Annotated in this window: 11 protein-coding genes; 10 read left to right on the forward strand and 1 reads right to left on the reverse strand. The window is 38.4% G+C overall.

Annotated elements, in window-relative coordinates:
- Nucleotides 1–34: 34 nt before the first annotated feature.
- Entirely contained in the window at nucleotides 35–1,384 is a 1,350-nt protein-coding gene (locus AC1DQW_RS22525) for a TolC family protein (protein ID WP_477456121.1), read from the reverse strand.
- Nucleotides 1,385–1,751: 367 nt separating this feature from the next.
- Here AC1DQW_RS22525 and spt point away from each other — a divergent pair, with 367 nt between their 5' ends.
- The 10 genes from spt to AC1DQW_RS22575 all read left to right on the forward strand — a co-directional run bounded on the left by spt (nucleotide 1,752) and on the right by AC1DQW_RS22575 (nucleotide 14,175).
- Nucleotides 1,752–2,957 (forward strand): serine palmitoyltransferase, encoded by a 1,206-nt coding sequence (spt, locus tag AC1DQW_RS22530; RefSeq protein ID WP_477418021.1) that lies wholly within the window; start codon nucleotides 1,752–1,754, stop codon nucleotides 2,955–2,957.
- Between the two features lie 104 nt (nucleotides 2,958–3,061).
- Nucleotides 3,062–4,180, forward strand: coding sequence for an N-acetyltransferase family protein (locus tag AC1DQW_RS22535; protein ID WP_477456122.1), 1,119 nt, complete (start codon nucleotides 3,062–3,064; stop codon nucleotides 4,178–4,180).
- The gene (locus AC1DQW_RS22540; protein WP_477456123.1) at nucleotides 4,177–5,163 is read left to right on the forward strand and encodes an NAD-dependent epimerase/dehydratase family protein; all 987 of its coding nucleotides are present in this window, start codon (nucleotides 4,177–4,179) and stop codon (nucleotides 5,161–5,163) included. Before AC1DQW_RS22535 ends, AC1DQW_RS22540 begins: the two co-directional genes overlap by 4 nt.
- Before the next feature lie 209 nt (nucleotides 5,164–5,372).
- Nucleotides 5,373–6,698, forward strand: coding sequence for an inositol-3-phosphate synthase (locus AC1DQW_RS22545; RefSeq protein ID WP_477402313.1), 1,326 nt, complete (start codon nucleotides 5,373–5,375; stop codon nucleotides 6,696–6,698).
- 613 nt (nucleotides 6,699–7,311) lie between these two features.
- Entirely contained in the window at nucleotides 7,312–9,873 is a 2,562-nt protein-coding gene (locus AC1DQW_RS22550) for a DUF5686 and carboxypeptidase-like regulatory domain-containing protein (RefSeq protein ID WP_477456124.1), read from the forward strand.
- Between the two features lie 26 nt (nucleotides 9,874–9,899).
- Nucleotides 9,900–10,625 carry a CDP-alcohol phosphatidyltransferase family protein gene (locus AC1DQW_RS22555; protein WP_477403878.1) on the forward strand — a complete coding sequence of 242 codons (726 nt, stop codon included), beginning with the start codon at nucleotides 9,900–9,902 and terminating at the stop codon, nucleotides 10,623–10,625.
- 255 nt (nucleotides 10,626–10,880) lie between these two features.
- Nucleotides 10,881–11,504 carry a sterol desaturase family protein gene (locus AC1DQW_RS22560; RefSeq protein ID WP_477403876.1) on the forward strand — a complete coding sequence of 208 codons (624 nt, stop codon included), beginning with the start codon at nucleotides 10,881–10,883 and terminating at the stop codon, nucleotides 11,502–11,504.
- Between the two features lies 1 nt (nucleotide 11,505).
- Nucleotides 11,506–12,444, forward strand: a complete 939-nt coding sequence (locus AC1DQW_RS22565) for a phosphatase PAP2 family protein (RefSeq protein ID WP_477456125.1) — start codon at nucleotides 11,506–11,508, stop codon at nucleotides 12,442–12,444.
- Nucleotides 12,445–12,688: 244 nt separating this feature from the next.
- Nucleotides 12,689–13,459, forward strand: coding sequence for a hypothetical protein (locus tag AC1DQW_RS22570; protein ID WP_477456126.1), 771 nt, complete (start codon nucleotides 12,689–12,691; stop codon nucleotides 13,457–13,459).
- 167 nt (nucleotides 13,460–13,626) lie between these two features.
- Nucleotides 13,627–14,175, forward strand: a complete 549-nt coding sequence (locus tag AC1DQW_RS22575) for a CAP domain-containing protein (protein WP_477456127.1) — start codon at nucleotides 13,627–13,629, stop codon at nucleotides 14,173–14,175.
- Nucleotides 14,176–14,258: the final 83 nt, after the last annotated feature.

The raw sequence follows: 14,258 nt of genomic DNA on the forward strand, positions 1-14,258 counted from the left end.
ATAGTGTTGTTCGTTTGAATTCTATTTAATATTGTTATTGTACGGTTAATGTCCCCAATGATCTTTGCAGATCGATCTTGCTGGCCAGCAGCTGGAACAAGGCATTATAATAGTTCAGCTCGGCAGTACGCAGGTCTGATTGTGCTACAATAACATCAAGGTAAGTTTTAACTCCCTCACGGTATTGCAGACTTACTATTTTATAAACATCCCTTGCCAGGTCTACGTTTTCACGCACAAGCCGGTAGCTGGTGTAATTACTTTTATAGCCAGCCAATGCCTGCACATACTCGGTGTTGATGCTGTTGCGGGTATTTTCTATATCCAGGTCGGTGCGCTCAACCTGTAAGCGTGCTTTTGCTAAATTCTGCAGGCGTTTGCCTCCCTGGAAAATTGGCAGGCTTAAAGTAATACCAGCATAACCCGTTGGATAGGCATTGCTATATAGATTATTAAAATCATGATTAAAGTATGCATAATTATAACTACCTACCGCCGATATAGAGGGTAAAAAACCGTAACGGTAATAGTTAATATTTAGACTCTTAAGCGCTTTTGAGCTTTGCAGCAGCCTAAATTCGATGCGGTTGTTTACATCCAGCGTTTGATTGGTATCAATGTAGGCCTCCTGTTCGTATCGTGATGAATCGTATGATAGCGTTAAGGGCTTTTCGCCACCAATGCCCATGATCTGTTTTAAATAGGCCGTTTTGCTTTTTATTGATTCTTCTKTCGCCTTACGCGTAGCTATTGAATTATTGAGGGCAATGGTTGCCTGCTTATAATCTGTTTTATCAGATACGCCTGCCTGGTACCTGTTGGTGGCATCTTTTAAGCTACGCTGCAGCCGTGTAATATCCTCGTTGGTAATATTAAGCTGTTTTTGCGATAACAATACATCAAAAAAAGCCTTGCTTACATCCGATACAACTCCTATCTGGGTGCTTAAAGTATTTTCCCTGTAATACTCGCGAGAGTACCTGGATGCTTTTGAAGCCAGGAATACATCATTATTATATAATACCTGCGATGCTGTAACACCCAATGTAGACAGGTTACGGATACTACCTGCGTTTGAAGGGATATTGGCGCCTCCTGCGCCTGCCTGCGGGCTGCCTTTAAAATAGTAGTTATATAGTCCTGATGAATTTACCTGCGGCAGCCATCCCGATAAACCTATCCTGATATCGCGCTCATTGATCTGCTCATCAATAGAAGCCTGCCTTACTGCGGGTTGATTGCGCAGCGCGTAATCAACAGCTTGCTTAAGCGAAACCGGTCCCCCGCCAATAGTATCAACCCCGCCTTGAGCAAAAACCGGCGAATGTAAAATTAATGTTAAATTAATTATTGTTAAGATGGATAGGTTTTTTAGTTTTTTCATACGAAGGAAATAGATGTCAATGCAAACTGACATAAACTACAAAACAAAGTTGCTATAGTTTTAATCGAATTACACAGGGGAGTGCGAATATGTGATTAATATCAACAAAATATTATGAACCACAAGAATATTACCGAAATTTTATAAATGCATGGCAAAAACCTGCCAATTTTCGGTTTTTACAAAAAAATGAAAATATAAGGTGCGGAATAAACAAAAAAATTAATTAATTTGCCATGTAATATGAATACACCTTTATCAATTAGGTTAACCTAATGATAAGCTATTTTTAAAAAAATTACACTTACCGTATAAGTTATTTGCTTATTCATGGTATTTTTACGCAAAATTTAAGCAGAGTTAATACATGGTTAAAAAACTACATGGGAAAATCGCCGAGTTCCAGGTTGCAAATATGCTCCGGGAAAAGGGATTGTATCCTTATTTCAGGCCTATTGAGTCTGCTCAGGACACTGAAGTTTTAATAGATAATAAAAGAGTGTTAATGTTTGGTTCTAATTCCTACTTAGGCCTTACCAATCACCCTAAAATTAAGGAAGCTTCAAAAAAAGCGATCGATAAATACGGCACAGGTTGTGCCGGATCTCGTTTTTTAAATGGGACACTCGATATCCATATCGAGTTAGAGAACAGGCTTGCCAGCTATGTTGGCAAAGAAGCTACTGTACTATTCAGCACTGGTTACCAGGTAAACCTTGGGGTACTATCATGCATAACCGGTCGTAATGATTATATCATATTGGATGAGTATGATCATGCCTGTATCATTGATGGCAGCAGGCTTTCGTTTTCGAAAGTGATTAAATATGCCCACAATGATATGAACGACCTGCAGCGTAAACTGGCCTTATTACCAGAGGATGCTGTAAAAATTATTGCTGTTGATGGTATATTCAGCATGGAAGGTGATATTGTTAAGCTACCGCAGATAGTTGATCTTGCCGATCAGTATGGTGCAAACATCATGATAGATGATGCACACAGCCTTGGGGTAATTGGCCATAAAGGTGCCGGTACCGCGTCGCATTTTAACCTTACTGATGATGTTGATCTTATCATGGGTACTTTTAGTAAATCATTGGCATCATTAGGTGGTTTTATTGCCAGCGATAAGGATACCATTGATTACATAAAACACCGCGCGCGTTCATTGATGTTTAGCGCCAGCATGCCTCCGGGTTCTGTTGCCAGCGTTATTGCCGCACTTGATATCATCGAATCGGAGCCGGAAAGAATCCAGAAACTTTGGGATAATACCAATTATGCCATGAAGCTGTTACTGGAAGAAGGCTTTGACCTTGGTCCTACCGAAAGCCCGATATTACCTATTTACGTGCGTGATAACGAAAAAACTTTCCTTGTAACCAAGCAATTACAAGCCGATGGTGTGTTTGTTAACCCGGTAGTTTCGCCGGCTGTACCTTCAGATTCATCGTTGCTGCGTTTCTCGTTAATGGCAACTCATACCTTTGCACAAATTGATGAAGCCGTTGAAAAACTTGCAAAAGCGTTTAAAGAAGTAGGCGTTACTTCTGTTAAAGAAAAAATATAATAAAATGTCCGTATGTATTTGTTGCTGTTTTAGTTTAAAACAAGCTCATGTGCATACGGACTTTTCAGTTTCTATGGCCTTAGGGCAAATATTGAATACTACTCATGATAAAAATTGTAACAGTTAATTCTAAAAAGGAATTAGCTTCATTTATTGATTTTCCGCATGATTTGTATGAGGGCGACCCAAACTATATTCCCGAACTGTTTATAGCCCAACGGGATTTGCTAACCATTCACCCTTTTCATAAGCACAACACAGTACAACCTTTTTTAGCTTATGATGGTGATAAAATTGTAGGCCGGATTGCTGCCATACTTAATAATGCGCACAATGAGTATAACCATGTTAACGATGGTTTTTTTGGTTTTTTTGATTGTGTAAATGATATAAATGTATCCACCTTACTTTTTGAAACCGTAACCCAATGGCTTAAAGAGAAAGGAGTGAGCGGTAAACTTTTAGGCCCGGTAAACTTTAGCACCAATGAGCCTTGCGGTTTATTGATTGAAGGGTTTGATAGTCCTGCCTTTTTAATGAATACCTATAACAAACCTTACTATGCCAACCTCATTGAAGCCTATGGCCTTAGCAAAGATGTTGATCTTATTGCGTGGCATTGGGATGGACAGGCTTATGACGATAAATCAGTTAGGTTATTAAACTCCCTGGAGGAACGTTTAAAGCGGAATAATATCATTATCCGCAAGGTAAACATGAAAAAATTCAAGGAAGATGCTGCTAAACTGCGCGAGGTTTATAACTCCGCCTGGGATAGCAATACCGGCTTTGTACCTTTAACCGACGAGGAATTTGACTACCTGGCCAAAGATCTTAAACTGATCCTCGATCCTGATTTTGCATTGGTTGCCGAACAGGAAGGCAAAATTGTTGCGTTTGGTTTGGCCCTGCCCAATTATAACGAGATTTTTCAAAAGATAAAACGCGGGCGGTTATTACCTACAGGCATCTTTAAGCTATTATTTGGCAAAAAGAGTATCCAGAGTATCCGTATCTACGCGTTGGGTGTTATTGATGGCTACCGTAAAATGGGTATCGAAGCTTGTTTATATGGCACCATTATAAGAGAATATAAAAGAAAAGGATTTAAACATGCCGAAGCCGGATGGACTTTGGAACATAATGATATGGTGAACCGCGCCATTGAAGCTATTAAAGGCGATCCATACAAAAAATACAGGTTATACCAGAAAGCGATATGAGGGAACGGGTTTTAATAACCGGGGCAAGTGGGTTTGCAGGATTTCACATTATAGAGGAGGCATTACATAACAATCTTGAAGTGTATGCCGCAGTGCGCAAAAGCAGTAAGATAGATCATTTAAAACATCTTGACATCAACTTTATAAACCTCGATTACCGGGATCTTTCGGCCTTAAAACAACAACTGAGTTATATAAAACCTCATTATATTATCCATGCCGCAGGTGTTACCGCAGCCAAATCACAGGCGGCATACAACTACATTAATGCCACACACACGTTTAACCTGGCATCGGCTGCAGTACAGGCAGATATAAACCTAAAAAAATTCGTGCTCATAAGCAGCCTTGCGGCGCTTGGCCCGCTTAAAACATTGGTGGGTTCCATCAGCGAAAATATAAAGCCCAACCCGGTTACGGCCTACGGCCGCAGTAAGTTATTAGCCGAGAATCAACTTAAAACTATAGAAAATTTAAACTATACCATTTTACGCCCCACCGCTATATATGGACCAAGGGACACCGGCATATTTATATTTTTTAAACAGCTCACCCGGGGGCTTGAACCTTATATGGGTAAAGCCGAGCAAAAACTTACCTTTATTTATGTTAAAGATGTTGCAAAAGCTGCTATTAAATCGCTGTACGACTGGAATATTTCAGASTACAACCTTAGCGACGGCAATTTTTATAGTAAATATGAGTTAGCTAATTTAGCAAAGGAAGCGCTAAGCTTAAAAACCTTCAAATTTCATTTGCCTGTAATATTTGTAAAAATAATAGCATTGGTATCAGAAAAAGTAAGTTCTTTGAGCAATAGGGCCGCTATATTAAATACCGAAAAACTTAATGAGCTTATGGCCGTAAACTGGTCTGTTGACATTGAAAAAGCAAAATCAGAACTTGGGTTTTATCCAACCTATAACTTAAAGACCGGTTTAATAGAAACGCTGAAATGGTATAGGGCCAATGATTGGTTATAACCAGGCAAACTAAAATAATCATTACAAAACATGCACTTTAAAATTAAAAAACAATAAAATTATGTCAATTTACTTAAACGTTTAAGTAAATTGAAAATCAAACACTTAACACAATTAACACAAACCATTTCCTGTTAAAACATTAAGGTAAATCCGGTAAAACCAAACAGATGGCCCGGGCCATAATAATTAAACAATAAACAATTACAATGAAAATTAAAATCTCTCCTGCCGAAGGCAAACTGGGAATCCTTATCCCCGGCTTAGGCGCTGTAGCTACCACACTGATTGCCGGCGTTGAAGCTGTAAAAAAAGGTATCTCGCAACCAATTGGCTCCCTTACACAAATGGGTCACATTCGTTTAGGTAAACGAACTGAAAACCGTAACCCTAAAATTAATGAATTTGTTCCGCTTGCTAATTTAAACGACATTGTTTTTGGCGGATGGGATGTTTATGATGATAACGTTTTTGAAGCTGCGTCAACCGCTAAAGTACTTGAGCCCGCGCTATTAAACGCTGTAAAAGCCGAGTTGGAAGCTATTGTACCCATGAAGGCAGCTTTTGACCATAATTACGCTAAAAACCTTACCGGCACCCACGTTAAAACAGGTACACGTTTTGAATTGGCGCAACAGGTAATGGAGGATATTAAAAACTTCAAAGAAAAAAACGGTCTTGACAGGGTAGTACTTGTATGGTGCGGTTCAACAGAAATTTATTACGAGGCATCAGCAATCCACCAGTCCCTTGCAGCTTTTGAACAGGCTTTAAAGGATGATGATAAACTGATTGCACCAAGTATGATATATGCTTATGCTGCTTTAAAATTAGGTGTACCTTTCTCAAACGGTGCCCCTAACTTAACAGTTGATATTCCGGCTTTAATTGAACTTGCCAAATTAACCAAAACCCCTATTGCGGGTAAGGATTTTAAAACCGGACAAACTTTAATGAAAACAATTTTAGCGCCAGGCTTAGCTGCACGTTCATTAGGTGTGCACGGATGGTTCTCAACCAACATTCTTGGTAACCGCGATGGCCTTGTGCTTGATGATCCGGATAACTTTAAAACCAAAGAAGTATCAAAACTGGGCGTACTGGAGGATATTTTTAAACCGGAAGATAACCCGGAACTTTATGGTAACATTTACCATAAAATCAGGATCAACTACTATCCGCCGCATGGCGATAACAAAGAAAGCTGGGATAACATAGACATTTTTGGCTGGTTAGGCTATAAAATGCAGATCAAGATCAACTTCCTCTGCCGCGACTCTATCCTGGCCGCCCCTATCGCGCTCGACCTTGCTTTATTTAGTGATATGGCAAAAAGAGCCGGCATGAGCGGGATCCAGGAATGGTTATCCTTCTATCTTAAATCGCCTCAAACAGCGGCTGGCTTACATCCCGAGAATGATATATTTAAACAGTTGATAAAGTTAGAAAATACGCTGCGCTACTTAATGGGCGAAGATTTGATAACTCACCTTGGCTTAGATTACTACGATGATATGTTTGCCGAAGAAGCATAACTAAAACAACATAAAATAATAACAGCCGTATATTGATTCAATTCTTTATGCGGCTGTTTATTTAAACTTAATTTAAGATCCATAATTATCTATTAGTTAACCTGTTAATAATTGTTAAATTTGAGGAATTTATAACCCTAAAACATATCATTTTAATTACAATTGCAGCAAAATTTAATAATCATACCTAAAAATCAACACCTTATGTAATTGATACATATTATCACGAAACAAAAAGGTGATAATATATATCTAATAGTGCCGTTTGCTCAATAGTATAATTTAAAGATATTAATAACGATGTGCACCTTTGCTATTAATGCGGACAATATTTGACTTTTTGACCACATTAGTCTGTAGGGATTTTTTTTACCTTTGAGGCGCAGTTGCAGGCTATGTATAAGGGTTGTAAAAGGTGCACGAACATGCTTAAATAAAGCAGGTGAAGCGCCGGGCAGATCAGCTGGATGAAAAGTGTAAACGATTGATCGATCTGTAGTTTTGAACTGGTAATTTACAATATCAGCATTCAAAAGGAGTTTTGGTGGCCAGGTTGCTGGTTACTATTTTATCAATCAAAAAAAGTTTGTATTTGCATAATTGCATAAAATACATGGAGTTTAAAAAATTTTACAAAAGTTTATTCTTTTCGATATTCTTTTTTTCTGTCACATCGTTATTTGCCCAAACTACCATTATAACAGGTACAGTTACTGATGCAGGTAATAAACAAACACTTCCTTATGTTGTAGTTAGTTTTACCGGCACTTCTACGGGTGTTACTACTGATAATAATGGCAAATATCGCCTTTCAACAAACCAGCTTTCATACAAACAAATAAAAATATCCTTTTTAGGTTACAAGGACGCATTTTTAACTGTTGTTCCGGGTAAGGAGCAGGTTATAAATGTAAGGCTTTTTCCATCGGCGCAGCAACTTAACGAAGTTAATATTAAAGCAGGTAAAAAGCCAAAGTACCGTAACAAGGATAACCCGGCGGTTGAATTGATTCGTAAAGTTATCGAGAATAAGGAAAAAAACCGACCTGAAGCTTACAACTATGTAGAGTACCGGGAATACGATAAGATGATGTTTGGTGCTGCCAACGTTTCGGCACAATTCTCTGATCGTAAGTTTTTCAGGAAATATAAGTTTGTATTAGATAACCGCGATAGTACATCTATACCCGGTAAATCAATATTACCTATTTTCCTGAACGAGAAACTGCTACAGAATTACTATCGTAAAAATCCCGAAAAAACCAGGGAAGTAATTTTGGGCGAAAAAAGTGTAAACTTTGGCCCGGCTGTCGATAATTCGGGTTTAACACAATACTTTAAACACCTTTATACAAAGGTTGATATTTACGACAATAACGTATTCCTGATAACGAGCCAGTTTTTAAGCCCGATATCAAATAACTCTCCCAATTACTATAAGTTTTTTATAACCGATACCATTACCGATAGCAAAAACCAAAAACTGGTTCAACTAAGTTTTACGCCTCGCAATACAAACGACGTGTTATTTGAGGGAAGTATCTATATAACGCTCGATGGTAATTACGCGGTTCAAAAGGCATCTTTATTAGTAAATAAGCACATCAATATTAATTTTATCCGGTCGATACAGGTTGACCTGGATTTTGAACAAAATCCCGATGGCCGTTACCATTTAAGTAAGAGCAATACCATTGCCGATTTTGGCGCTTCAAAAAAGGACGCCAAAAGCAGTTTATTTGGTATGCGCACCATAACTTATGGTAATTATATTGTAAACAAACCCAGGCCGGATACTGCCTATACCAAGCAATCAGAAGAAGCATCCGACGAAGCCCGTAACCGAACTGAGGCTTTCTGGACAGAAAATCGCCTGGATACCTTAACAACTGCCGAATCAAAGGTTTATAAAAACATCGACAGCTTAAAAAACATGCCATCCTTTAAGCGTACCGTTGATATTGCCACGCTGCTGCTTGCAGGTTACAAAGGTTTTGGTAAGTTTGAAATTGGCCCTGCAAATACATTTTACAGCTTTAACCCGGTTGAAGGTTTTAAATTGAGGTTTGGTGGTCGTACCACCCCCGAATTAAGCAGGCGTTATTATTTTGAAACTTATGCCGCCTATGGTTTTAGGGATCAGCGCTGGAAATATTTCGTGAGTGGTACCTACTCGTTAAACAATAAATCTATTTATAAATTCCCCCAAAATTATATAAGGGCAAGCTTCCAGCGTGATACCAAAATCCCAGGGTTAAACCTGCAGTTTGTTCAGGAAGATAACTTATTGCTATCATTTAAACGCGGGGTAAATGACAAATACCTTTATAACGATAATTACAGGTTAGATTATGTACATGAATTTGAAAGCCACTTTTCATACAATGCAGGTTTCAATAAATGGACACAGGAACCAGCCGGCTCACTTTATTTTAACAATGTTGTAAACGGTCAGTCAAACTCTATCCATGACCTCACCACAACCCAGCTTACTGCCGGAATCCGTTATGCCCCTCACGAAGAATTTTACCAGGGTAAAATTTACCGCATACCTATTCCTAATAAATATCCCACCTACCAACTACAGTACACTGCCGGTGTAAAAAACCTGTTTGGCGGCGAGTATAATTATCAAAAAATTGACGCCCGTATTGATAAGCGCGTTTATGAATCGCAATTGGGTTATGCAGATGTTAATTTAAGCGGAGGTAAACTATTTGGCTCGGTACCATATCCATTGCTCACCATTCACCATGCCAATCAAACCTATGCTTATGACATTGATTCATATAACTTAATGAACTTTTTGGAGTTTGCCAGTGATAAATACGCAAGCTTCAGAATCGATCAGCACTTTATGGGTTTCTTTTTTAACAAGGTACCTTTGTTAAAAAAATTAAAATGGCGTGAAGTATTTTCGGCAAAAGTTTTGTACGGTAGTTTAAGCGATCAAAACAATCCAAACTTACATCCGTCTTTATATCAATTCCCTGTTGATGGCAATGGGGTGCCAATTACCTATACACTTGGTAAAACACCTTACGTTGAGGGTAGTGTTGGTGTCGAAAATATATTTAAATTTATACGGATTGATTTTGTGAAGAGATTTAATTATTTAGACCACCCGGATATATCACAATGGGGTTTCCGTGTAAGAGTTAAATTTGATTTTTAATTTTGTAACGTCAAACTATTACAAAAATGGAACAGAAAATATCGTTAAGAACAAACCTGCAGTTGGGTATTTACCGGGTAATTGATCCCGTTGTAAAAATCCTGATCAAAGTTGGCTTAACTCCAAACGCAGTTACATCAATTGGTTTTGTGCTGAACGTAGGTGTAGCCGCCATATTTATTTTAGGTGCCGAAGAAGGTAACCGGGGCGACTTACGCTATGTTGGCTGGGCTGGTGGCCTTATACTGTTTGCCGGTTTGTTTGATATGCTTGATGGCCAGGTGGCCCGTTTGGGTAATATGAAATCAACTTTTGGCGCACTGTATGATTCGGTGCTTGACCGTTACAGCGAGCTGATTATGTTCCTGGGTATTTGCTATTACCTGGTAGGTCATCACTACTTTATAAGCTCTATAGCGGCTTTTATAGCCCTTATTGGTTCCATGATGGTGAGTTACGTGAGGGCACGCGCCGAAGGTTTGGGAGTTGAAATTAAAGGCGGTTTAATGCAAAGGCCCGAACGTGTGGTTACTATTGGTTTATGCGCATTATTAAGCGGCATTGTGGCTCAGTATATTGGCGGCAATTACAAATTGTTTGTACCGGGCATAAAGTTTCACATATTTGAACCTATTTCAATATTTACCTTTCCGCTTGTTATACTGGCCGTATTAACCAACATAACAGCGTTTAACAGGTTAAGAGAAGCTAAAAGAGCTTTAATAAAACAAGAAGAAGAGGATAAGTTGTAAAGTCAAAGTCTTTAGCTGTTAACCACCCGGATTAAAGTCCCTGATTGTACCGAATTCAAAACCTGGAACTTTTGACTTAAGACCTCATCAAAATATCATATCTTCGTAACAATTAAATAATGGCATTTACATATTGGTAAATGTTTGTTAAAATTGAGCCGGATTAACAATTGTATCCGGAAATTAAATTCAGATCAACATAAAAGATAAAATAACAGGCAGACAAATCATCAAGCATTTTAAACCTGATATGCCATGAAAAAGAATTATGTATCCAACTCACATGAGTCTGTGAGGATGTTTAAAAGCAACTTTTTAGAGAGTTTATCAAAGGTACATTATACCGTACCCCTGTATATTTTTGTACCCGTTATTGTATACTCAACCTACCTGGCTTTTGCTGCGGGTATTGATGTGCTAACATACGCAGAGCTGTTTATTTTAGGTTTGTTTGTGTGGACAATTACAGAATACATTATGCATCGTTTTGTATTCCATCTTAAACCAAACGAGAACTGGGAATGGGCAAAAAGGCTACATTTTATAATGCATGGCGTACACCATGATTATCCCAGCGATACCAAACGCCTGGTACTGCCACCCTCACTTAGTATACCCTTAGCTACTGGTTTTTACTTTTTATTTAAAGCCATATTGCCTGTAAACTATGTTTTTGGCTTTTTCCCGGGTTTTATATTAGGCTACCTGTTTTATGATATATCGCACTATGCTATGCATCATTTCAACTTTAAAAGCGGCTTGTTTAAAAAAATCAAACAACACCACATGCTGCATCATTACCAGGACCCCGACCGAGGTTATGGCGTAAGTTCACCATTGTGGGATAAAATATTCCGTTCAGGCTTCTTAAAAAAATAAAGTGAATAGTGCTACACACAATAGTGTAACAATCAATATTAAAACTATACTTATTGTTACGCTAATTTCCTTAGGTTATTTAGTACTCTCCTACTTTTTAATAGGTTACAAACCCGATGAGCTTGTATTGGTATTGATATTCAATTCCCTTTTTTACGCAGCTCCGGTTACCCGTAAATTTATCCTTGGCTTTAGTATATTCGTTGTGTACTGGATCATATTTGATTATATGAAGGCCTTCCCAAACTACAAATTCAATTCGGTACATATAGCCGATATTTACAATTTCGAGAAGCAATTGTTTGGTATCCATTATAAAGGTAACCTGCTAACGCCTAACGAATATTGGCGGGTAAATGGCAATACATTTATTGATGTGGCTGCAGGTATATTTTATTTATGCTGGATTCCGGTGCCACTAGCTTTTGCGGCATCCTTATTTTTCAGGAACAAAAAGCAGTTTCTTAAATTCTCGCTTACGTTTGTACTGGTAAACTTACTGGGTTTTGTAGTATACTACGCATTCCCTGCCGCACCGCCATGGTATGTACAATATCACGGGTTTGCTTTTCAACCCCTAACACAAGGAAATACCGCCGGCCTGGCAAAGTTTGATGCCTATTTTAACGCGGGCGTATTTAAATCTATTTATGCTAAAGGCTCAAATGTTTTTGCGGCTATGCCGTCACTTCATTCGTCATACCCTGTTATTGTTTTATATTATGGCATTAAAAACCGATTGGGCAGGGTGAATATATTTTTTGCTGTGGTAATGCTGGGCATTTGGTTTACAGCAGTATACGCAAGTCATCATTATATACTTGATGTATTGGCCGGTATTATCTGCGCTGCCATCGGTATTGCACTTTTCAACTTTATACTTTCGCGGTTTAAATCCATACAGCAGTTTATTAACCGGTATGAACAGGTTATTGTTTAGTACAATTAATCAATATTAGGTTAATATGGTGTACTATTTACTATACCAATTAATAATGTGCAAAAAATCAGAAAAATTGTGAATTAAAATTCGGGCCTTTGTATTTGGCATAATAACAGCCATTTCAGCCTAAAAACGGCCATTATTTAATCATTTTATATAATAGGGATAAAGTGTTGATAATACAGGCACATTATTTGACTGTTGAATATGAAAATATACTGCTATATTCAATAGCCCCTATATGAAAAAACTACTTACCTGCCTCTTCTTTATTGTATTAGCCGGATTCAAATTATCAGCATATGCGGGTGACCTTGATAGTCTTAAGCAAAAATTACAGCTCACCAACGATTCATTAAAAGGCCCTATATACACCCAAATTGCCGCGCAATATTTAAATTACGATACTATTGCAAACAGGCACGTAAGATATTATTACCAAGGCGAAGCTTTAAATTATACCATGCTGGCATTGCATACCTATTCAAGCATTAATGATTCTTTAGGTTTACGCACCTGTTATAATAACCTGTCAAAAATTTACCGGTCGCAACGCAAATACGTACAGGCCAAGTGGTTTATTTTACAATCAAATAGCATATCGCGTCAAAAGAATGATGTACCCAATATCATCGCCTCATTAATTGAACTCTCGGCTATAAAAAGCGACATTAAAGACTATAAGCTGGCCATGCGCGACCTTAAGGAAGCTCTTAACCTTGCAATCAAAAATGCTGACCCTAAAAATGAATCGGCCGTACAGGTAGGTATTGCAGGTTTGTACCGGCACATGAAAGATTACGAGAAGGCCACTATCGCCATAAAAAGGCATGAGTTTCTTGATGATAGCATCTTACATAAAGCCGAAGAGGACCGCCTTGCGCTTATAACCAAAAAGGATTCGGCTATAATCAAAAAACAGGTTGCAATCATCGTCAAAAAAAAAGCATATACCTCGAGTTACAAAAGAGGTCCCAAACTCAGCTCGGCAAGGCATACAGTCTCGTTATAATACTCATTATCGCTCTTGCCGTAATGGCAATTGCTGTAATGATCTATTACTTGCGACGTAAAAAACCAAGCCAGTGGCGCATCCGGCCCCGGAAACCCAAACAATAAGCTGGCTTCACTATACTATTGAAAATTAAACCCCGTTTCATTTAATTTGTCATATACTATATGAGAAATTTAATTGCAAAAGCTATTTGCACGCTTACCATTTTATTCATGTTTGGAACCACGTATGGTCAAAGTACCCGATTTAAAAACGAATTTTTATCACGTATAAATTCAACACGCACCAAGGGATGTAATTGCGGCGATACTTACTTTCCGCCAGCCCCGCCCCTAACCTGGAACGATAAATTATTTGATGCTGCAACGGGCCACGCAAAAGATATGGCTAAACGGACCTACTTTAGTCATACCAGCAAAGACGGCCGCAGCATGGAGGACAGGATAGTTTTTGCCGGATACAAATTTAAAGGGTTTAAGAGTTTTGCCATAGGCGAAAACATTGCCCAGGGACAGCTAAACATAGCCGAAGTAATGGACGGCTGGTTTAAAAGTGAAGGCCATTGCAAAAACCTCATGAACCCGGACTTTAAGGAAGTTGGTGTAGCCGAATATAACACTTATTGGGTACAGGATTTTGGCGGCCGCACCTCGTTTACTGCCGAACAGCAAAGACTCATTAAATCGGGAAAATACAGGTTGATACAGAATTGATGTGCAAATTTCAAATTTCAAATGTGCAGATGAAGGAATTGATGTAGGATATAGAGATGATTTTTAATGTTTGATTTTTGAAC

The organism is Mucilaginibacter sp. P5_A4, assembly GCF_056400605.1.

Excerpts from the sequence above, each read along its gene's own strand:
- AC1DQW_RS22545 (WP_477402313.1), top strand. The coding sequence starts at position 5,373 with ATGAAAATTAAAATCTCTCCTGCCGAAGGCAAACTGGGAATCCTTATC.
- spt (WP_477418021.1), top strand. The coding sequence starts at position 1,752 with ATGGTTAAAAAACTACATGGGAAAATCGCCGAGTTCCAGGTTGCAAAT.
- AC1DQW_RS22575 (WP_477456127.1), top strand. The coding sequence starts at position 13,627 with ATGAGAAATTTAATTGCAAAAGCTATTTGCACGCTTACCATTTTATTC.
- AC1DQW_RS22535 (WP_477456122.1), top strand. The coding sequence starts at position 3,062 with ATGATAAAAATTGTAACAGTTAATTCTAAAAAGGAATTAGCTTCATTT.
- AC1DQW_RS22555 (WP_477403878.1), top strand. The coding sequence starts at position 9,900 with ATGGAACAGAAAATATCGTTAAGAACAAACCTGCAGTTGGGTATTTAC.
- AC1DQW_RS22560 (WP_477403876.1), top strand. The coding sequence starts at position 10,881 with ATGAAAAAGAATTATGTATCCAACTCACATGAGTCTGTGAGGATGTTT.
- AC1DQW_RS22570 (WP_477456126.1), top strand. The coding sequence starts at position 12,689 with ATGAAAAAACTACTTACCTGCCTCTTCTTTATTGTATTAGCCGGATTC.
- AC1DQW_RS22550 (WP_477456124.1), top strand. The coding sequence starts at position 7,312 with ATGGAGTTTAAAAAATTTTACAAAAGTTTATTCTTTTCGATATTCTTT.